General features: G+C 64.1%; 17 protein-coding genes. 10 read left to right on the top strand and 7 right to left on the bottom strand.

Annotated features, from left to right (window positions below; all coding sequences use genetic code 11):
* Nucleotides 1-2: 2 nt before the first annotated feature.
* Nucleotides 3-578, bottom strand: a complete 576-nt coding sequence (locus tag ACTYOL_RS04320; RefSeq protein WP_197892571.1) for a TetR/AcrR family transcriptional regulator — start codon at nucleotides 576-578, stop codon at nucleotides 3-5.
* A 121-nt stretch (nucleotides 579-699) separates the two neighbouring features.
* A complete protein-coding gene (locus ACTYOL_RS04315; protein ID WP_063542893.1) occupies nucleotides 700-1,716 on the bottom strand; it encodes a 1-aminocyclopropane-1-carboxylate deaminase in 1,017 nt (338 codons plus the stop codon).
* 157 nt (nucleotides 1,717-1,873) lie between these two features.
* Between ACTYOL_RS04315 and ACTYOL_RS04310 the strand changes: the two genes are divergently transcribed.
* Nucleotides 1,874-2,383 carry an Lrp/AsnC family transcriptional regulator gene (locus ACTYOL_RS04310; protein ID WP_153772589.1) on the top strand — a complete coding sequence of 170 codons (510 nt, stop codon included), beginning with the start codon at nucleotides 1,874-1,876 and terminating at the stop codon, nucleotides 2,381-2,383.
* 61 nt (nucleotides 2,384-2,444) lie between these two features.
* Here ACTYOL_RS04310 and mdeB read toward each other — a convergent pair whose 3' ends face one another.
* The gene (gene mdeB / locus ACTYOL_RS04305) at nucleotides 2,445-5,153 is read right to left on the bottom strand and encodes an alpha-ketoglutarate dehydrogenase (RefSeq protein ID WP_444757581.1); all 2,709 of its coding nucleotides are present in this window, start codon (nucleotides 5,151-5,153) and stop codon (nucleotides 2,445-2,447) included.
* A 43-nt stretch (nucleotides 5,154-5,196) separates the two neighbouring features.
* Nucleotides 5,197-5,634 carry a transketolase gene (locus ACTYOL_RS04300; protein ID WP_444757580.1) on the bottom strand — a complete coding sequence of 146 codons (438 nt, stop codon included), beginning with the start codon at nucleotides 5,632-5,634 and terminating at the stop codon, nucleotides 5,197-5,199.
* Between the two features lie 256 nt (nucleotides 5,635-5,890).
* Here ACTYOL_RS04300 and ACTYOL_RS04295 point away from each other — a divergent pair, with 256 nt between their 5' ends.
* From ACTYOL_RS04295 to ACTYOL_RS04265, 7 genes are all read left to right on the top strand, one after another.
* The gene (locus ACTYOL_RS04295; RefSeq protein WP_444757579.1) at nucleotides 5,891-6,370 is read left to right on the top strand and encodes an Lrp/AsnC family transcriptional regulator; all 480 of its coding nucleotides are present in this window, start codon (nucleotides 5,891-5,893) and stop codon (nucleotides 6,368-6,370) included.
* Nucleotides 6,371-6,503: 133 nt separating this feature from the next.
* Nucleotides 6,504-7,193, top strand: coding sequence for a hypothetical protein (locus tag ACTYOL_RS04290; RefSeq protein ID WP_444757578.1), 690 nt, complete (start codon nucleotides 6,504-6,506; stop codon nucleotides 7,191-7,193).
* 48 nt (nucleotides 7,194-7,241) lie between these two features.
* Nucleotides 7,242-9,032 (top strand): hypothetical protein, encoded by a 1,791-nt coding sequence (locus tag ACTYOL_RS04285; protein WP_153772593.1) that lies wholly within the window; start codon nucleotides 7,242-7,244, stop codon nucleotides 9,030-9,032.
* A gap of 132 nt (nucleotides 9,033-9,164) precedes the next feature.
* Nucleotides 9,165-9,554: a YybH family protein gene (locus ACTYOL_RS04280; protein WP_153772594.1), complete on the top strand. Its 390-nt coding sequence runs from the start codon at nucleotides 9,165-9,167 to the stop codon at nucleotides 9,552-9,554.
* Between the two features lie 85 nt (nucleotides 9,555-9,639).
* On the top strand, nucleotides 9,640-11,139 hold the full coding sequence (locus tag ACTYOL_RS04275; protein ID WP_444757577.1) for a purine-cytosine permease family protein: 1,500 nt from the start codon (nucleotides 9,640-9,642) through the stop codon (nucleotides 11,137-11,139).
* A gap of 13 nt (nucleotides 11,140-11,152) precedes the next feature.
* Nucleotides 11,153-12,583 carry an aldehyde dehydrogenase family protein gene (locus ACTYOL_RS04270; RefSeq protein ID WP_444757576.1) on the top strand — a complete coding sequence of 477 codons (1,431 nt, stop codon included), beginning with the start codon at nucleotides 11,153-11,155 and terminating at the stop codon, nucleotides 12,581-12,583.
* 361 nt (nucleotides 12,584-12,944) lie between these two features.
* Nucleotides 12,945-13,199: a hypothetical protein gene (locus ACTYOL_RS04265; protein ID WP_197892589.1), complete on the top strand. Its 255-nt coding sequence runs from the start codon at nucleotides 12,945-12,947 to the stop codon at nucleotides 13,197-13,199.
* Nucleotides 13,200-13,462: 263 nt separating this feature from the next.
* Here ACTYOL_RS04265 and ACTYOL_RS04260 read toward each other — a convergent pair whose 3' ends face one another.
* The 3 genes from ACTYOL_RS04260 to ACTYOL_RS04250 all read right to left on the bottom strand — a co-directional run bounded on the left by ACTYOL_RS04260 (nucleotide 13,463) and on the right by ACTYOL_RS04250 (nucleotide 17,761).
* Nucleotides 13,463-15,865, bottom strand: coding sequence for a DUF3772 domain-containing protein (locus ACTYOL_RS04260; protein ID WP_153772597.1), 2,403 nt, complete (start codon nucleotides 15,863-15,865; stop codon nucleotides 13,463-13,465).
* A 54-nt stretch (nucleotides 15,866-15,919) separates the two neighbouring features.
* Nucleotides 15,920-16,981 carry a bifunctional DNA-binding transcriptional regulator/O6-methylguanine-DNA methyltransferase Ada gene (gene ada / locus ACTYOL_RS04255; RefSeq protein WP_444757575.1) on the bottom strand — a complete coding sequence of 354 codons (1,062 nt, stop codon included), beginning with the start codon at nucleotides 16,979-16,981 and terminating at the stop codon, nucleotides 15,920-15,922.
* A gap of 153 nt (nucleotides 16,982-17,134) precedes the next feature.
* Entirely contained in the window at nucleotides 17,135-17,761 is a 627-nt protein-coding gene (locus tag ACTYOL_RS04250) for a DNA-3-methyladenine glycosylase family protein (RefSeq protein ID WP_054895229.1), read from the bottom strand.
* Between the two features lie 181 nt (nucleotides 17,762-17,942).
* On the opposite strand from ACTYOL_RS04250, the gene ACTYOL_RS04245 reads away from it, so the two are divergent.
* Together ACTYOL_RS04245 and ACTYOL_RS04240 are read left to right on the top strand one after the other, a co-directional pair.
* Complete coding sequence (locus ACTYOL_RS04245; RefSeq protein WP_063542868.1) at nucleotides 17,943-18,458, top strand: sigma-70 family RNA polymerase sigma factor; 516 nt, start codon at nucleotides 17,943-17,945, stop codon at nucleotides 18,456-18,458.
* Nucleotides 18,445-19,401, top strand: coding sequence for a FecR domain-containing protein (locus tag ACTYOL_RS04240; protein WP_153772599.1), 957 nt, complete (start codon nucleotides 18,445-18,447; stop codon nucleotides 19,399-19,401). Before ACTYOL_RS04245 ends, ACTYOL_RS04240 begins: the two co-directional genes overlap by 14 nt.
* Nucleotides 19,402-19,494 lie beyond the last annotated feature (93 nt).

The following is a 19,494-nucleotide window of genomic DNA, read 5'->3' as shown; positions in this document are numbered from 1 at the left end:
TGTCAGCGCCCCCCAAGGGCCGCCCACAGGGCATTGAATCCAGCCGTACGATAAGCCTCGGCCTGATCGGGTGACTGCTTGATGAACTCCATGGCCGTCTCGGCCATGGACACGAACATCGCGCCATAGAACGCCTGCGCCTGCTCTGCCGGCAACCCGCTGGAAGCCGTGCGCTCGCGCAGCAGTGCACCCACCTCATTGAAGCCCTCGCTCCCTGCAGCACGATGCTCGGCATCGATGCGCCCGCTGACGCTCAACTGGCGCAATGCCTCACGCGCCGCAGGGCTGTCGATACCCCAGTCGACGTAACCGTTCCAGGCATGTCGAATAGAGGCCTCGGCCGTCGCGTCACGGGGAAAGTCAGCCATCATGGCCAGGCGCAGACCGGCCTTCAGTTCCAGGTACAAGGCGTTGAGCAACACATCCTTGTTTTCGAAGTAGGTGAACACTGTCCCCTCGGCCACACCCGCCAACCGCGCAATGCGCGCGGTGGTGGCGCTCAGGCCATCCTCGGCAAGCGCCTGGCTGGCGGCGGCGAGGATGGCGTTGCGCTTGTCGTGACTGCGGGGACGGGCCATGGCGATGCGGACACTTAACTGAGTGAGCGCTCAATCATATTCATATTCGCCTCCAACGCAAGCCCTCCCGACCTGCGGTACCCTTGCCGACCCAGCGCAAAGAGCACCGCAGCGTCACCGATCAGCCGTTGCGGAACAGGAAGCTGTAGGCGTTGAGCGCCGGCACGCCGCCCAGGTGCGCATACAGTACTCGCGAACCCTCGGGGAACTCCCCATCACGCACCCTACCGATCATCCCCGCCATCGACTTGCCTTCGTACACAGGGTCGGTCAGCACACCCTCCAGTCGGCCACACAGGCGGATCGCCTCCAGCGTGCCCTCGTTCGGCAGCCCATATTCGGGATAGGCATAGCGGGTATCGAGCACTACATCGTCCTCGGTGATCTCGCGGCCCAGGTCCACCAGCTCGGCGGTGTGACGAGCGATGCGCAGGATCTGTGCCTTGGTCTGCTCCGGCTTGGCTGACGCGTCGATGCCGATCACCCGCTGCGAGCGGCCATCGGCGGCAAAACCGACCACCATGCCCGCCTGGGTGCTGCCGGTGACCGAACAGACCACGATGTAGTCGAACTTGAAGCCCAGCTCCGCCTCCTGCTGGCGCACCTCCTCGGCAAAGCCGACAAAGCCCAGCCCGCCGTAGGGATGCTCGGAGCACCCTGCCGGAATCGGGAACGGCTTGCCGCCCTTGGCGCGAACATCAGCCATTGCCTGCTCCCAGCTGGGGCGGATACCGATGTCGAAGCCCGCGCTGTCGAGCCGCACATCGGCGCCCATGATGCGCGACATCTCGATATTGCCGACGCGGTCATACACAGCGTCGGAGTAGTTCACCCAGTTTTCCTGCACCAGCACGCACTTCATGCCCAGGTGCGCGGCCACTGCGGCGACCTGACGCGTCTGGTTCGACTGAATGCCGCCGATCGACACCAAGGTGTCACAGCCTTGTGCCAGCGCTTCAGGGATCAGGTATTCGAGCTTGCGTGTCTTGTTGCCACCAAAAGCCAGGCCGCTGTTGCAATCCTCGCGCTTGGCATAGAGCTCGACCTTGCCGCCCAAGTGGGCACTCAAGCGCTTGAGCGGGGTGATTGGGGAGGGTCCGAAGGTCAGCGGATAACGCGTGTAGCGACTCAGATTCATGGCTGTGCTCCCAATTGCGAAACGCGCGGATCGCGGGCTCCGATAGGGTCAATGCTAGGGAGGTTGGCCAAAAAACGGGTTGCAAGTTTTCCCTGAATTTCGAGCTATTGTTTTATTGAAAAATGATTTCACATCACTTTGTTGTGAGGCTCAAGCATTGAAAGCAACAAATGAACGCGAGCAAAAAAAGCCGTCACTGTCCGGCCCACCACAGCTAGACCGTATCGACCGCGCGATCCTGCGCGCCCTGCAGCAGGACGCCTCGATCGCCAACGTGGCCTTGGCCGACAAGGTCAAGCTCAGCGCCCCGGCCTGCCTGCGACGGGTCGAACGCTTGAAGCAGGCGGGGTTGATCAAGGGCATCGTCGCCCTACTGGACAGCGAACGTCTCGATGCTGGGATGGTGGTACTGATCGGCGTGGTGCTCGACCGCTCCACCCCGGAATCCTTCGCCGCGTTCGAAGCGGCCGCGCAGAAGGTCTCCGGGTGCATGGAGTGCCATGTGGTGACGGGGGAGTTCGACTACTTCATGTTGCTGCGCACACGCGACAGCCAAAGCTTCAACCGCCTGCACGCCGAACAGTTGCTGTACCTGCCAGGAGTACGCCAGATCCGTTCGTTCATGGGCTTGCGCCAGGTGCTTTCGACGACACGAATCGTGTTGTAGAGGGGAGATTGCGCTGTTCTTTTCGCCAGCAAGCCCGCGAAGAGAACAGCGCAATCGGTGATCAACACGCCCAAGGCACTGGCGCCTCAGCCTCGATGCCATAGCGCGCGATGGCCTCGGCACACCGCTGGCGTTCCAACACACCGTCATCGGCCAGGCTCGAAAGCGCCGCCAGCACGATCTGCCGGCTGTCGACCTCGAAGAAGCCACGCAGTTGCTCACGACTGTCGCTGCGCCCGAAGCCATCGGTGCCCAAGGCAACGAAACGATCCTGCACATACGGCGCAACCAGGTGCGGCCAGGCGCAGACATAATCGGTCGCGGCGATCACCGGCGCGCCCTTGGGCAGGCACTGCACCAAGTGACTGGCCCGCGCCGGCTCCTGCGGATGCAGCCGGTTCCAGCGCTCCACCTCCCGTGCCTCGCGCGCCAGCTCGCTGAAACTGGTGGCGCTGAACACTTCGCAGGCCACGCCCCAGTCCTGCGCCAACAGGCGTGCCGCCGCCTGCACCTCGCGCAGGATCGTGCCTGAGCCCAGCAACCGTACCTTGCCAGTAGCCCCCTCCGGCATGTGCTGCTCCAGTCGGTAGAGCCCCCGGATGATGTCGCCTTCGACCCCGTCCGGCAGGCTTGGCTGTGGATAACTTTCGTTCATCAGGGTCACGTAGTAGAACGCGTCTTCCTGCGCTTCGAGCATGCGCCGCATGCCGTGGTCGAGGATCACCGCGAACTCACCGGCAAACGCCGGATCGTAGGCACGGCAGTTGGGCACGGTCGAGGCGATCAGCAGGCTGTGGCCGTCCTGGTGCTGCAGCCCTTCGCCACCCAGGGTGGTGCGCCCAGCGGTAGCGCCCAGCAGGAAACCACGGGCGCGCTGGTCGGCGGCAGCCCAGATCAGGTCGCCGATGCGCTGGAAGCCGAACATCGAGTAGTAGATGTAGAACGGCAGCATCGGCAGGCCATGGGCGGAATAACTGGTGGCCGCCGCCACCCACGAGCTGATCGCCCCCGCCTCGCTGATGCCTTCTTCGAGGATCTGCCCGTCCAGCGCCTCGCGGTAGCAGAGGATCGAACCGATGTCTTCGGGCTCGTAGCGCTGGCCGACGCTGGAATAGATACCGATCTGCTTGAACAGGTTGGCCATGCCGAAGGTACGCGCCTCGTCGGCGACGATAGGCACTACCCGCGGCCCGAGCTGGCGGTCCTTGAGCAGCCCGCCGAGCATGCGCACGAAGGCCATGGTGGTGGACATTTCCTTGCCATCGGCCTGGGTGGCGAACGCCGCGTAGCTGGACAGCGCCGGCACCGGCAGCCCCTCGGCCTGGCGTGGCCGCGACGGCAGGTAACCGCCCAGTGCCTGGCGACGTGCATGCAGGTAGCGCATCTCGTGGCTGTCGTCGGCGGGCTTGTAGAAGGCCAGGGCCTCGGTCTGCTCATCGCTCAATGGCAGGTTGAAGCGATCGCGGAAGGCCATGAGTGCCTCGCGGTCGAGCTTCTTCTGCTGGTGCGTGGTCATCTTGCCCTGCCCCGCCTCACCCATGCCGTAGCCTTTCTTGGTCTGCGCCAATACCACGGTCGGGCGACCATCGCCTTGCTGGGCGGCATGGTAGGCGGCGTGGATCTTCACCATGTCGTGCCCCCCGCGCTTGAGCCGGTCGATCTGCTCGTCGCTCATGCCCTGGGCCATCCGGGCCAGCGCCTCGCTCTGGCCGAAGAAATGTTCGCGGTTGTAGCGCCCATCCTTGGCGGCGAAGGTCTGAAACTGCCCATCGACGGTAGCCGACAGCGTGCGCTCCAGCTCGCCGCTTGCGTCGCGGGCGAACAGGCCATCCCAATCCGATCCCCAGACCAGCTTGATCACCCGCCAGCCAGCACCGCTGAACAATGCCTCCAGTTCATCGATGATGCGCCCGTTACCACGTACCGGGCCGTCCAGGCGTTGCAGGTTGCAGTTGACCACCCACACCAGGTTGTCCAGGCGCTCGCGCGCCGCAAGAGTGAGCGCCGACATGCTTTCCGGTTCATCCATCTCGCCGTCGCCGAATACCCCCCACACGCGCCGCCCAGCGCCCTGACGCAGGCCCCGGTGTTCCAGGTAGCGCATGAAGCGCGCCTGGTAGATCGAACTGATCGGCCCGATGCCCATGGAGCCGGTGGGAAACTGCCAGAAATCGGGCATCAGCCAGGGATGTGGATAACTCGACAGGCCCTGCACATCGCGGCGCCGTGCAGTGATTTCCTGTCGATAGTGCTCCAGCTGCTCAACCTGCAAGCGGCCCTCGAGGAAGGCCCGGGCGTAGACACCCGGCGCCGAGTGCGGCTGGAAGAACACCAGGTCGCCAGTGCCCGGCGTATCGCCGCCACGGAAGAAGTGGTTGAAGCCGACCTCGAACAAGTCGGCAGCACTGGCGTAGCTTGCAATATGACCGCCCAGCTCACCGTAGGCCTGGTTGGCGCGCACCACCATGGCCAGCGCGTTCCAGCGCATGATCGAGGCCAGACGTTCCTCGGTCGCCAGATCGCCCGGAAAGGCCGGCTGCTGCTCGACGCCGATGCTGTTGATATAGGGCGTGCCATGCCCTGGCTGCCAGCCGACGGCATGATGCCGCGCCAGGGCCGCAAGCCTGTCGAGCAGAGCCCGCGTGCGCGGCGCGCCTTCGTGTTCGAGCAGCGACAGTAACGCGTCGCGCCACTCATCCAGGCCCTGGGTGTCGATGTCGTCCTCGGCGGACGGCTCGCGCAATGATCCTGCAGCTTGATGGATGCTCATGACAGCACTTGCACCTCGGTGTACTTGTTGGAGGGGGACGGTTTCAGACCGCCAGGAAGCGTTCCTCGAGAATTCGCTTGACCAGCATCCGCGCAACATCGACGACCTGCTCGACCTGTGTCACGGGCGAGCCCTGGCGATTGAGCGCGGGATCGAGCTGCAGGCAGCGCAGCTCATGGCCACACACTGAGCCTAGCCATGCCAGGCGCACCTGCCCGTCGCTCTCGAGGTCCAGCAGGTAGCAACGCTTGGAGACCGCTCGCAACAGGGCGCTGGCCTCGCATGCCGACTCGGCGGCAAGCGTGCGCTGCCCATCGCCTGCTGCCAGCCAGTTGGCCTGCAGGCCGTCCATGTCCTGCACGTGCAGATGGGCAACTTCGTTCCAGCCCTCAAGCGCAGCGTGCAACCCGATGCTCAAAATCTCGGGCAACGCTGCGCTGGACACCACCACCACCGCCACGTCCTGCGATGGCGCCTTCACCCACCTTGCGAATCTGGAAATCGCCAGCATGGCCTGCTCCCTCTCGTCGGGTCTGTGCGCATGAAACCTGCTCCAAAACGATACTCAGCGCACGATTGAATTTCATACCTATTCTTACCCGTGAACAGGAACAACCTTCCAAGCTTCAACCCCCAACTGAAGGCTGTCCCGTCATGTCTTCGTAAAGCAGGTAATCATCCCGGCAGCCGCACAGACCTGACGGCAAGCGGGCTACACACCAGACCGAGGAAACGCGATGAAAGAGCCCGCCAAGCCCATCGAGGTCAACACCCACGAACGCAAGATCCTGCGTGCACTACAAGCCAACGGCCGAATCAGCAACGCGGAACTGGCGAAGAAAGTCGGGCTGAGCACCACCGCGTGCTGGAACCACACCAAACGGCTGTTCGATGCGGGCGTGATCAAGGGGGTCCATGCTCACATCGATCCGAACGTACTGCAGCAGGGCACCGTGGTGCTCATCGGCGTGGTGCTGGATCGCTCCACCCCCGAGAGCTTCGCCGCGTTCGAAGCGGCCGCGCGCAACCTGCAGCAGGTGCTGGAATGCTGGCTGGTGGCGGGGGATGTGGACTACTTCCTGAAGATCCGCGTGCGTGACCTGCCGGCCTTCAACCACATGCACAATACGCAGATCATCGCCCTGCCTGGGGTGCGCCAAGTGCGCACGTTCTTCGTGCTCAACGAGGTGAAGTCCGGCGGTCTCATCTCGATCTGAGGCAACGCCACCCGCCTTGGTAAACCGTCCCAGGCGTGCATCCATTCCTTCTTTTTCGAGCTGTGCCCCGACGCTCTAATGCCGGGAGCGGTGCGTCGAAGACGCTCCGCTTCCCCCAGGAACGGAGCGTCCCATGCCACTCATCAACGCGTTCATGCAATTGCCAGGTCTGGCGGTGGCCTTGCTGTATACCGGGCTCGCCAGCGCACAGCCAGCCGACCCGCAGACCGAGACCCTGCAACTGGAAAGTCGTGCGGCACAGTGCGCACCACATCTGGAGAGTCTGGAGCGGCTGCTCGTCGACAGGATTAATGGCCTGGAGCCCGCGATGGGTGAAAGGCTACGACAGATTCCCGAAATCGAACGTCGTATAGCACGCCTACGCCAGCAGCTGGACCAAGAGCGCCAGGACTACGAAAAACTGCCGTGGCGCCCAGAGCACCGCATACGTCTGGAAGCGCTTGAAAACGAAATCTGGAGCAACCAGAGCGCCATCCGTTCGACCCAGCTCGACGAGCGCAACCTGACGGTGATGAAACCGGCACTCAGCAGCACCCGCCAGCAACAGAGCGCCCTAATCCTGCAACTGGACGCATTCGCCGCCGCACGCCATGACTGTGAACACCCCCAACACAGCCCTCAGTGCTACGCAGAGGAGGTCGCACCGCTGCACCCTCTGCTGAAGTCGGCACTCGACGACACCCATGCGCTGCTCGAAACGCTCTGGTCACCGCTCAGCAATGTTGTCTTCTATTCGATGGCATGGATAGACGACTGCGCTGCAACAGCCCCCCCGGGATTCGGCCAACAGCCATCCCTCTAGTTCCACGCCCCCGCTGGATAGTTCCCCAAATCTCAGAAGAGGTCCACCATGTCTGAACTCACCCCATTCATCAGCCGCAGAGCCCTGATCGAAAAAAACATCCGTCAGGAACTGACAACCCATGGCGCATCCCAACCGTTGAGCCTGCCAACTGTCGACAGCCCGCTCGTGGCTCACTACGTGAACAGGATCGAAGGCTCCTATGACTCATCACGCGCGAAAATCGATACGGACCACGCCATCGAGCTGCTCTACATCGCCTACAACACCACGCCCCAGCGCAACGGCGAAATCCGCGTCAAGATCAACAGCATCATGGACAAGCTGCTCAAAGCACAGCAGGACAGCGAACGCCAGATCAGGGCCGCCAGCACTGCCGCCAGCCGTCTCACCCGAAAGCTCAACCGCGGCCTGACCGGCTGGACCGCCGCCAAGGAAACCGGTGACATCGCGCAGATCAAGCGCTTCGTAAACAAAGAACTGATGGACATGGCCAACGAGATCAAAAACTCGGCCATGGCGGTCAACGCGAGCCTGCAAACCATCGTCGACCGCTACGATGGCATCATCGATGACACCCACGAAGTGACCGCCAGCAGCGAGATGGCCTTGAGCACAACACTTGAGGCCAACGAAAAAGTTCGCCAGGAAATTCTTCAGCACAAGGCTCGCAGCAAACAACTGGAATCGCTGATAGCCGACATGCAACAACAGGTCAAGCGCTACGAGTCCCTCGCCCGCGACTATGCAGATCAAGCCAAGTCTTCCGAGGAGCGCGCCTTCTGGGCAGGCATGCTGCGTGGTGCTGCGCAGGTGATATCGGCCGCCATGCCACTGGCGGCCATGGCTGCCAGCGGCGGCAGCTCGTCTCTGGTCGCCGCGGCCTCAGTCGCCGCAGGCGTCGGAAAAGGCGCCAACGGTGCCCAGGGCAACGCCACTGGCGACCTCATCCGCCTGAAGAAAGAGCGCTCCGAGCATCGCGCCGAACTGGCGTTGATACAGGAGGAGGTGGACAAACTGCAGACGTCGATCTCAGGTTATCAGGCGCAGAAAGGCAAGGTGGCCGACACCGGCAAACTCAAGGTGCTGGAGAACCGGATCACCGAAGCCGAAGGGCTTCTGGTCAAGGCCAAGGCCAAGTACCAGGAGGCCAAGGAGCACCTTGGTTCACTGGAGTCCGCGCTCCAGACTCTGGCCTCGGCAGCCGGTGATATCAGCGATGCCAGCCGGGCACAGGCCAACAACCTGCGCCAGATGCAGCTGCAGATGCTCGATAATGCCGACAAGTACGAGACCGCCAGGCGCGAACAGGCAGCCGAACTGCTGGAAGTTTCCGTGCTGATGGCAGGCAAAGGCAGCGAGCAGGAGATCATCGAGCTGGCGATCAGGTCACTGAACCTGAGCGTGAGCGCCCTCAAGCGCACCCGTGAAATCGTCGTGGAAATAGCGTTCTTCTTCCGCTCGTTCTGCGACTTCATGGAGGTCATCCGCCAGGATGCCCAAGAGCAGATCGAAGAGTTCGAAGATGCCGAAGACATCGACTCGAACCGCGACTACCTCTTTTCGCAATTGTGTGAGTCCACCGACGCATTCTTCATCAGCCAGACCGGGCAGTGGATCGCCGTCGGCATTGTCTCCGATCATTTCGCCCTGACATTCAAGGACGGCTGGAGCAAGCTCAACAAACTGTCCGGAAAGTACATCACCAACGATGAACTGCCCGCCTATCTCACCGAGGCGGCGGGCAAGCTGGACATGATCGCAGCCGATCGCAATGCCGCCAGCCACGAGCGTCAGGTGTACCTGGAAAACTACCGTAACGAACTCAACGCCGATTAATGGCCGCCCGGCGGGGGCAAATAATCAGTTCAGAAAATCGTGAACTGATTATTTGCCCCCGCCGATTTTTCCCCTTGGCACGTCTCTCCAGAATCGCCTCACCACAATCACAATAACCGTGAGGCCACTCCCGTGGACCAGACCCTCCAGGTACGGCAAGCTGCCGCCGACCTCGTCGACGCCTTTGCCAGTAACGACACCGCCCGCTATTTCGCCTGTTTCAGCGAAGACGCCACCTTCCTGTTCCATACGCTGCCCCAACCGCTGCTGTCTCGGCGCGCCTATGAAGACCTTTGGGCTCAGTGGCAAGCCGACGGCTTTGCCGTGCTCGACTGCGCGTCGAGCAATGCCCACGTGAGCCTGCAGGGCGATCTGGCGATCTTCATGCACGACGTGGCCACACGCATTCGCATTGCCGAGCAGGAACAGGCGCTGAACGAGCGCGAGACCATCGTGTTCCGCCTGCAAGGCGAGCGCTGGCTGGCGTGCCATGAACACCTGTCGGTCGCCTCCTGCGCCTGACCTTCGACAACGGCCTTGCCGCACTGCCATCGCACCCACAACAAAGCCTGCCACAGGCCAACAACACTCGCGCTGGAGCATCACCATGAGCCACTCGACCGGTATCGAGACCAATGGCGTCGAACAGATCCCCGACGATCAACGCGACGCCACCCCGCTTGACCTGTTCCGCCTGATCTTCGGCGGTGCCAATACCTTCGCCACCGCCGTGCTCGGCAGCTTCCCGGTACTGTTCGGGCTGTCCTTCCAGGCGGGGCTGTGGGCGATCCTGCTCGGCGTCGGGGTCGGTTCGCTGATCCTTGCACCCATGGGGCTGTTCGGCGCACTCAACGGCACCAACAACGCCGTCTCGTCCGGTGCGCATTTTGGCGTACACGGACGCATCGTCGGCTCGTTCCTGTCGTTGCTGACCGCCGTGGCGTTCTTTTCGTTGTCGGTGTGGAGCTCGGGCGATGCCCTGATCGGAGGCGCCAAGCGCCTGGTCGGACTGCCCGAAACCGACCTCACCCTGGGTCTGGCCTATGGGCTATTCGCAGTGCTGGTGCTGGTGGTATGCATCTTTGGTTTCCGCTTCATGCTGTGGGTCAACAAGATTGCGGTATGGGCTTCGAGCCTGCTGTTCCTGCTCGGCATCGCCGCCTTCGCCGGCCCGTTCGACGCGGGCTTCGCCGGCAGCGTCAATCTCGGCCAGCCGGGCTTCTGGGCCGCCTTCGTTGGCGCCGCGATCCTCGCCATGAGCAACCCGGTGTCCTTCGGCGCGTTCCTCGGTGACTGGTCACGCTACATCCCGCGCCAGACCCCGAAATCGCGCATCATGCTGGCGGTGATCCTGGCCCAGGCCGCGACCCTGATCCCGTTCCTGTTCGGTCTGTGCACCGCGACCCTGGTGGCCAGCCAGGCGCCGGACTACATCGCCGCCAACAACTATGTCGGCGGCCTGCTGGCGATCTCGCCGGCCTGGTTCTTCCTGCCGGTGTGCCTGATTGCCGTGATCGGCGGCATGTCCACCGGCACCACCGCGCTGTATGGCACCGGGCTGGACATGTCCAGCGTGTTCCCACGCCTGCTCAGCCGCGCGGCCGCCACCCTGCTGATCGGTGTGCTGGCGATCGCCTTCATCTTCATCGGCCGCTTCGCCTTCAACCTGGTGCAGAGCGTATCGACCTTCGCCGTGCTGATCATCACCTGCACCAGCCCGTGGATGGTGATCATGATTCTCGGCCTGATCACCCGCCGTGGCTTCTACCACGCCGACGACCTGCAAGTGTTCACCCGCGGCCAGCGTGGCGGCCACTACTGGTTCCTGCACGGCTGGAACTGGCGCGGCATGGGCGCCTGGATCCCCAGCGCCGCCGTGGGCCTGTGTTTCGTCAACCTGCCGGGACAGTTCGTCGGCCCGCTCGGGGACCTGGCTGACGGCATCGACCTGAGCCTGCCGGTCACCCTCGGCATCGCCGGCGTGCTGTACCTGATCCTGCTCAACCTGTTCCCCGAACCTGCCGGTGTCTACGGCCCGCGCGGCCCGCGCTGGGTACGCTGCAAAAGCGCTCCCGTGACACCCGTGACCACTGCCGAAATGGCCTGACTGGAATCCGACCATGACCACTCCCCACTACATCGACGGCCGCTGGGTCGAAGGCCAAGGCAACGACAGCATCAGCGTCTACGATCCCTCTCTGGGCGCACCTTTCGCCGAGCTGAGATCGGCCAGCAGCGCCCAGGTCGACGAGGCGGTACAAGCCGCACGCCGTGCCCTGCCCACCTGGAAGAGCCGCCCGGCCGCCGAGCGCGCGACCCTGCTACGCGGATTTGCCGAGCAACTCGGTGCCCGCCGCGAAGAACTGATCGCGCTGCAGATGCGCAACAATGGCAAGCCGCGGCACGAGGCCGAAATCGATCTGGACGACGCGGTGGCAACCTTCGCTTACTACGCCGAGCTCGCCGAACAACTGCCGCAGAAGAACCGCGACGTCCCCCTGGCCGCTCCAGGCTTTACCGCACGTACCCGCCTGGAAGCCGTCGGCGTGGTCGGCCTGATCGTGCCGTGGAACTTCCCGCTGGTGACCAGCGCCTGGAAGCTCGCCCCGGCCTTGGCCGCCGGCTGCACCGTGGTGCTCAAGCCTTCGGAGATCACCCCACTGATCGAACAGGCCTACGGCCAGATCGCCCAGCAGCTTGGGCTGCCGGCCGGGGTGCTGAACATCGTCAACGGCAAGGCCGAGACCGGCGCGGCGCTGAGTGGCCACAACGGCCTGGACAAGCTGTCGTTCACCGGCAGCAATGCCGTCGGCAGCCAGGTCATGCGCAGCGCCGCAGCCCAGTGCCGGCCAGTGACACTGGAGCTGGGCGGCAAGTCGGCGATCGTTGTGTTCGACGACTGCGACCCAGACCAGGCAGTGGAGTGGATTGTCGCCGGCATCACCTGGAACGCCGGGCAGATGTGCTCGGCCACCTCGCGCCTGCTGGTGCAGGACGGTATCGCCGACACGCTGCTACCACGGCTGCAGGCGGCGCTGGAGAAACTGCGCGTGGGCAACCCGCTGGTCGAGGAAGTAGAGATGGGACCGCTGACCAGCCAGGCGCAGTGGCTCAAGGTCGCCGGCTATTTCGCCACCGCGCGCGAGGAAGGGCTGAAGTGCCTGGCCGGAGGCAAGGCGTTGGACGCAGAGGGTTGGTTCGTCAGTCCGACACTGTACGTCGATGTGCCCGAGACCAGCCGCTTGTGGAGCGAAGAGATTTTCGGCCCGGTGCTGTGCGCACGCCGGTTCACCACCGAGGAACAAGCGATCGCCCAGGCCAACGACAGCCGCTTCGGCCTGGTAGCCACGGTCTGCTCGGCGGACCTCGAACGCGCCGAGCGCGTGGCCGATGCGCTGGAGGTCGGGCATGTATGGATCAATTCGGTGCAGGCGGTGTTCGTCGAAACTTCGTGGGGCGGCACCAAAGGCAGCGGCATCGGGCGCGAGCTTGGGCCTTGGGGATTGTCGGGGTATCTGTCGGTAAAGCATGTGACGCGGTGCGTAGGCTGAGGCCTCGGAGATGAAACCGGGGCTGCCTTACAACTCCGGGCATCGAAACGTAAGAGATTTCCGAATCTTTCACCCGACACTTCAGGACATAGTGGGCAACGAACTATCCTACGACCGCTCCAGACGCTTCGCTATTGTTGGGCTTGGCAAGCAGGGCTAATTTCCCCGGGTCGTCATTTGGCGACCGGGTGTGAGAGCCCGGCGATACATCGTGCCAGCGTTATGGCAGCCGTTCGTGGGCAGGCTTCGGCCTGGCCGGAATTCCGATGTTCGCCGGTCTCTCACCCCACGCACGGCTGCCACCTGATTCTGTGAGAGGAAGATGCATGGCAGTTTCTTGAGATGAAATCGGAAGAAAGCCATGAAAAAAATCGTTCCAGACCCACCGGCCCAGCCTCTTCACCGTCCCCTCTTCATCATCAACCCCGACATGCCCGCCACCGACGCCCTCGTCCACCTTATCCAACTGATGCACGGAATCGAGGACACCCTCGATGAATACTGCTGCGCCAATGCCGGGCTGCCTGGGAACGGGATGCTGGTGAATGCGGCGCACAGCGTGCAGATGGGCAGGCTATTGGCTGAACATGTGCTGGGGGATGGCAAACGCAGATAACAGCTTTGCCCAATACCCGTAGGAGCGGGCTGGTCAGATTTGGAACAAGACAGCCGCTCTCATACGCATCCCTTTCAAGGTGTTTGCGTAGAGGCTGGCAGGCGTTCGCCGAAAGTTTTGTTGGGCCTGTGAAATCGAGCGCCGCCCGCGCGGCGCTCGATCTCACAGGCGCTAAAAAACTTTCGGCGAGCACCTGTCAGCCTCTACACAATCACATGCGAACACCCTCTCCCACAAACATCTGTGGAAGAGGGCCCGCTGCCTCAAACCGACTCGTCGGCCGCCCGCGTCCCTTCCTGCAGCAACACCATGCTCTGCGGCGACGACAGTGCGATGCCTTCCTCGCGCAGCCGCCCGAGAATGGCGAACAGCAGGTCGCTGCGCGCGCCCGATACCTGACGCGGCCCGGCCACGTAGCCGCTGGCGCTGAGCACCATGCCGCTGGCGGTCAAATCCTTGAAGGTTACCGACGGCGCCGGGGCATCGAGGATCGCCTCGTGGTCGTGGTAGGCCTGCAGCAACAGCTCGCGCACGTGGTTGGCGTCGGTCTCCAGTGGCAGGGTCAAGGTCACACCGACAACACCCAGGGCGTTGGCCATGGTCACGTTGCGCACGTTCTGGGAGATGAACTGCGAGTTAGGCACGATCACCGTCGAACGGTCTGACATCTGGATCTCGGTGGCGCGCACGTTGATGCGCCGGATGTCACCCTCCACCCCCGCCAGGCTGACCCAGTCGCCCACTTTAACCGGGCGCTCGGTGAGCAGGATCAGGCCGGAGATGAAGTTCTGCACGATCTGCTGCAAACCGAAACCGATACCCACCGACAGCGCACTGACCACCCAGGTCAGGCTGGTCAGGTTGATGTGCAGGGTCGACATCACCAGCATGGCCAGGAACAGGAAGCCCAGGTAGCCAACCAGCGTCACCAAAGAGGCACGCATGCCAGCGTCCATGTCGGTTTCCGGCAACAGACGCTCGCTCAGCCAGCGCTTGACCACACGGATGGCGAACAGCCCGCCGAAGAAGATCGCCAGCGCCAGGAAGATATCCTGGGGCACGATATTCAGATTGCCGAGGATCTTGCCGCCGCTGCCATCCCAGTCGGCCAGGCTCAGCAGCAGCTCGCCGGGGCTGGTGCCCGAAGGCATGAAGGCCAGCAGCGCGGCTATGAACAGCAATACGGTCCGACCGATACCGGCCAGCACCGTGCTGGCCTGGGCCTGGTGACGCTGCTGCAGGCCTAGCGCCGAGGCCAGCGCCAGCCCACCGGGCTGACGCGGCGACAGCAAGGTTTCGCAGAGGTCGCCGAACACGGTCACCAGCAGGTAGGCGCACACCGCCACGACGCTGATCCACAGCAACTTGGCGGTCAGGAAGTAGGCCAGGGTGAGGTAGCCGGTGAGCAGCGCCAGCAGGATCGCGATGACCCACACCACCACCACGAAGGGGATCAGACCCGCCAGGCCCGCCGGACGCTCCAGCCCGTGCTGGCGGCGAGTGCGGCGATAGCGCACCAGCACAGCGACGAACAGCAGCGATACCACCAGCGCGGTCAGGCCGTTGGTGGCCAGGGTCAGCGCCAGGCTGGTGCCGATGACGCTGTTGATGCGCTCCTGGGTCAGCAGCAGCACCAAGGCCAGGGCCAGGGCCTGCGGGAACCAGCCCAGGGCGCTGGCCACTTCGTCGGGAATCGGCGGCAGGCGCCAGGACGGGCGTTGCAGCATCAGCATGGCGCGGCCCAGGCCAGAAATGAAGGCGCTGAACACCACCAGGGTGAGGACGTGGTTGGTCAGGCTGGCCAGGTCCGCGCCCAGCTCGGCACTGCTTTCCAGGCCCCAGCGCAGCAGCGACACGGAGCCGGCGATGGTCGCCAGGGTGGCCAGCGCCACACTCAAGGCCAGGGCGCTGCGGCGCAAGCGGCCTTCGGGCAGCCAGCGGATCATCGCGTCGGCCAGCAGGCGCTCAAGCACCTTGCGCACCAAGGTCCAGACCAGCACGGCAGCGACCAGCGCGGTGATGAACAACCAGCGGTGCTCGGCGCTGAGGGCACTGGCCACGGCATCTGCCGCCTCGCCGCGCAGGTCGCGCAGGCGCGCCACGTCTTCATCGGTAGGACGGATCAGGCTCGACCAGAACGCCGGGCTCAGCGGGCTGGCGGCGCGGCTGGTGATCTGCGAGTTGAACAGGCTGCGACGCAGGTTGACGATCTGCGTAGACAGGTCACGCGCCGACTGGGTGAGCTGGGTAGCTTCGGTCTGCTCGGCCACCAGGGCCTTTTTCTGCCTGTCCAGTTGCTGGCGCTGGCGCGTCAGGCTCTCGGCCTCCTCGGGCTGCACCGGCCCCAGCACATTGAGCTGATCATCCAGCCGGGCGACATCCGCCGTACGCTGCGTGGCCAGGGCATCGGCCTGGCGCTGAACCTGCAACGCCGACTGACGCAGTTGCGAGAGCAGATCGTCATTGGCATTGCTGGTCACGCCCTGGCGGATCTGGTCGAGCCGGTCGCTCAACTGATCCAGGCTGGCATCTTCGTCCAGCACCTGCTGTTCGGCAGCGGCCAGGCTCGATACCGGCGTGGCCGGTGCGGACCAGGCAGGCGTCGCCACCCACAGCAACAATGCCAAAATTCCTACGTAAAAACGCTCAAGGCTTATACGCCTCATCGAAATCCCCTCTATACAGCTCGACAGGCGGAGGATTCTACGCTGCCGCGGCGATCAGGTGATGACCGTTTCTCGCGCCAGCAACTGACGCTTGCGTTCCACGCCCCAGCGATAGCCACTGATATCGCCGTCACGCCGTACCACTCGGTGGCAGGGAATTGCCACGGCAATGCGGTTGGCTGCGCAGGCCAGGGCTACGGCACGCACCGCCTTGGGTGCGCCGATACGCTCGGCGATATCGCTGTAGCTGACCCGGCCGCCCGCCGGTACCTCGCGCAGCGCCTGCCAGACACGCTCCTGGAACGCGGTGCCCTGTACATCGAGGGGCAGTTGCAGCCCCAGCGACGGCTGCTCGACAAAACCCACCACCTCGGCAACCAGGCGCTCGAAAGCAGGATCACCACCGATGAAATGGGCCTTGGGGAACTGGTCCTGCAACTGTTCGAGCAGCGTTTGCGGGTCATCGCCGAGCAGGATCGCGCAGATGCCGCGCTCGCTTTGCGCCACCAGGATCGCCCCGAGAAAGCACTGGCCAAGGGCAAAACGAATGGTCGCGCCCACGCCGCCGGCCCGGTACTCACGCGGCTGCATGCCCAGGCGCTGGCCCGCGCTGGCATAGAAGCGACTGTTGGAGTTGTAGCCTGCGTCGTAGATCGCGTCGGTGACGCTGCCGGCCTGCTCCAGCCCTTCACGCAAGCGTCGGGCACGAAAGGCCGAGGCATAGGCCTTGGGTGTGAGGCCGGTTTCGGCCTTGAACAAGCGGTGCAGGTGGAAGGGGCTGACACCCAGTTCAGCACCCAGCTGCTCGAGTTGAGGCGCGCTGTCGTGGGATTCGATCAGCCGGCAGGCACGCGCGACCAGCGCGGTACGCTTGGCGCCAGGGTCGGCGAGGGTTGCCATGCAGCGTTTGCACGGGCGGTAGCCGGCGGCTTCGGCAGCGACGGCATCATCGAAGAACTCGACGTTTTCGCGCTTGGCCATGCGCGACTTGCAGCCTGGCTGGCAATAAATGCCCGTGGTGCGCACGGCATAGACGAAGTGACCGGCAGCTTCTGGATCGCGGGCCTGGACGGCCTGCCAGCGGGCTGCATCGGTGTTGTACGGGGTGGCTGGCATGGGCGGGGCCTCTGGGGTGATTGGTTGTCAGCGTGGCAGGTTCTGTTGGGCTGGGCTCTCCGGTTCTTGCGGGGTTATTTTGTGCCGGCCTTTTCGCGGGCAAGCCCGCTCCTACAAGAGCCAGCACACCCTTGCCCGCGAAAAGGCCCCGCCTCAAGCCCGCCACAGATACCAGGCCGCCACCGTCCGATAAGGGCTCCAGACCCCGCCCAGCGAGCGCATCTGCGCCGGCGTCGGTGCCTTCTCCAAACCCTTCAGGCGACGGTATCCCTCGCGCACCCCGAAGTCATCCACCGGCAGGATGTCCGACCGCTCGAGGCTATAGATCAGCAACATCTCCACCGTCCAGCGCCCCACGCCACGCAAGGCCACCAGGCGCTCGATCAGCGCTTCGTCCTTCATCGCCAGCGCCTCTTCGCGCCCGGGCACTGCCCCTTCGAGCCGAGCCTGAGCGATGTGCAGGATGCTCGCCAGCTTGCTCGCCGAGAAGCCACAGCCACGCAACACCTCGGGGTCAGTGGCGAGCAACTGCTCGGGCGCAGGAAACGCCACCTGCGGATACAACGCCAGCAAGCGCCCGAGTATCGCCTCGGCCGCCCGGGCATGCAGTTGCTGGTACGCCACCGCCCGCACCAACGCCTCGAACGGCTCACGCCCAGGCGTAGCGCGGTGCAGGCACGGCCCGACCGCGGCGATATGCCGGGCCCAGTCCGGGTCCAGCCCGCTGAGGAAGTCGATCGCCTGCTGATAGGCGTGCGGCGAGAGATCGGCATGGATCATGGCACGTTACCCGTGGAATGAGCTGAAAGCCCCATGTTAGACCAACCGTTCATCGCAAGATCGCCGAATCTTGCGCGACAAATTCCTGGTATGCCATTGCTCCGACAGCATTGCCCCGCATAGAATTGAGAACTATTCACAGTCACCTCCTCACTTCTTCGCAACCAGGGCCGCAGCCACGATGCAGATGAACGACATGCTCAAGCCTGCCGAAGTCGATCTGCTCTACCAGGCTCACCACGCGTGGCTGCGCGGCTGGTTGCGGGCACGGGTCGGCTGCCGGGAACATGCCGCGGACCTCGCCCAGGACACCTTCGTACGCCTGCTGCGCGCGCGTCAGGTTTCGCCGCTGAAAGAGCCGCGCGCCTACCTCAGCAGCGTCGCCCGCGGGCTGATGATCGATCAGTTCCGGCGCCGTGCACTGGAACGCGCCTATCAGGAAAGCCTGGCCTGCCTGCCCGAAGGCGAAGCGCCCAGCGAGGAGCATCGCCTGGTGATCCTCGACACCCTCGAACGCCTCGACCGCGCCCTGCAACTGCTCAAGCCGCGGGTGCGCCAGGCGTTCCTGCTGGCCCAGCTCGATGGCCTGAGCATCCCGCAGATCGCCGCGCACCTGGAAGTGTCCCGGGCCACGGTCGAGCGCGACCTGGCCCGGGCGCTGGGCACCTGCTATCGGTTGCGCTATGCCGACGCCTGAGCGCATCCCAGCCCAGGCCCAGGTCGATGAGGCGATCGACTGGCTGGTGAAACTGCGCTTCGACGATCCATCGGCACACCATCAGCAGCAATTCCAGCACTGGCTGCACAGCCATCCGCACAACGCCCTGGCCTGGCAGCGGGTCAACAGCCTGGGCAACGAACTGGCCGGCCTGCCTCCTGACCTGAGCCGGCGCACCCTCGAGGGCAGCCAGCGCCAACGTATGAGCCGGCGCAACAACCTCAAGCTGTTGGTCGCATTCGCCGTTGCCGGCGGGGCTCTCTGGACTGCGCGCGAGCCCCTGGGCCTGCCAGCGCTGATGGCCGACAGCCGCACCGCGACCGGCGAGCGCCGCGACTTGCAAGGCAGCGACGGCAGCCGGATCCAGCTCAACACCGCCAGCGCCATCGACCTGCGCTACAGCGCCGACCAGCGCCTGCTGACACTGATTCGCGGCGAAGTCAGCCTGGACAGCAATGCCAGCGACAACCGCACCTTTCACATCGACACGGCCATCGCCGACATGGACACCCGCAACGGCCAGTTGCTGCTGCGCGAGAACGACGACGGCCTGCTGCTGGCGGTTCGCCGTGGCGAGGTACTGCTGTTCCCCTCCTCCGCTCGCCCACGGTGGGTGAAGACCGGCGAGGTGCTGCAGGTGAGTGCCTCGGGGCAAACCGAGGTGGCGGCCCTGCATGGCGACCCGTGGGGCTGGACCGATGGCGTGCTCAGCGTGCAGCAGATGCCGTTGGGCGAGTTCGTGGCCGAACTTTCGCGGTATCGGCCGGGGCTGCTCAGGTGCGCACCGGAAGTCGCCGGGCTGAAGGTTTCCGGGACTTATCACCTGGCAGACACCGATCAGATCCTGCTGTTGATCGCACGAAGTTTGCCGGTACGCATCGACTACCGCACGCGCTACTGGGTGAGCATCGACCTGGCCTGATCCCCGGGCGTTTGGCCAGTCACCCTGTGTCATGAAAATAAATGAGGTGGAATCTCATTCTCGTTCGGCCTGAAGGAACAAAGCCCGAAAAGT

The sequence above is a fragment of the Pseudomonas sp. A014 genome, assembly GCF_052378495.1.
GTDB lineage: Bacteria > Pseudomonadota > Gammaproteobacteria > Pseudomonadales > Pseudomonadaceae > Aquipseudomonas > Aquipseudomonas machongensis.
Note: the sequence above shows the minus strand (reverse complement) of the source record. Positions and strands in the feature narration are given on the sequence as shown.

Excerpts from the sequence above, each read along its gene's own strand:
- ACTYOL_RS04320 (WP_197892571.1), bottom strand. The coding sequence starts at position 578 with ATGGCCCGTCCCCGCAGTCACGACAAGCGCAACGCCATCCTCGCCGCC.
- ACTYOL_RS04315 (WP_063542893.1), bottom strand. The coding sequence starts at position 1,716 with ATGAATCTGAGTCGCTACACGCGTTATCCGCTGACCTTCGGACCCTCC.
- mdeB (WP_444757581.1), bottom strand. The coding sequence starts at position 5,153 with ATGAGCATCCATCAAGCTGCAGGATCATTGCGCGAGCCGTCCGCCGAG.
- ACTYOL_RS04295 (WP_444757579.1), top strand. The coding sequence starts at position 5,891 with ATGAAAGAGCCCGCCAAGCCCATCGAGGTCAACACCCACGAACGCAAG.
- ACTYOL_RS04290 (WP_444757578.1), top strand. The coding sequence starts at position 6,504 with ATGCCACTCATCAACGCGTTCATGCAATTGCCAGGTCTGGCGGTGGCC.
- ACTYOL_RS04285 (WP_153772593.1), top strand. The coding sequence starts at position 7,242 with ATGTCTGAACTCACCCCATTCATCAGCCGCAGAGCCCTGATCGAAAAA.
- ACTYOL_RS04275 (WP_444757577.1), top strand. The coding sequence starts at position 9,640 with ATGAGCCACTCGACCGGTATCGAGACCAATGGCGTCGAACAGATCCCC.
- ACTYOL_RS04270 (WP_444757576.1), top strand. The coding sequence starts at position 11,153 with ATGACCACTCCCCACTACATCGACGGCCGCTGGGTCGAAGGCCAAGGC.
- ACTYOL_RS04265 (WP_197892589.1), top strand. The coding sequence starts at position 12,945 with ATGAAAAAAATCGTTCCAGACCCACCGGCCCAGCCTCTTCACCGTCCC.
- ACTYOL_RS04260 (WP_153772597.1), bottom strand. The coding sequence starts at position 15,865 with ATGAGGCGTATAAGCCTTGAGCGTTTTTACGTAGGAATTTTGGCATTG.
- ada (WP_444757575.1), bottom strand. The coding sequence starts at position 16,981 with ATGCCAGCCACCCCGTACAACACCGATGCAGCCCGCTGGCAGGCCGTC.
- ACTYOL_RS04250 (WP_054895229.1), bottom strand. The coding sequence starts at position 17,761 with ATGATCCATGCCGATCTCTCGCCGCACGCCTATCAGCAGGCGATCGAC.
- ACTYOL_RS04245 (WP_063542868.1), top strand. The coding sequence starts at position 17,943 with ATGCAGATGAACGACATGCTCAAGCCTGCCGAAGTCGATCTGCTCTAC.
- ACTYOL_RS04240 (WP_153772599.1), top strand. The coding sequence starts at position 18,445 with ATGCCGACGCCTGAGCGCATCCCAGCCCAGGCCCAGGTCGATGAGGCG.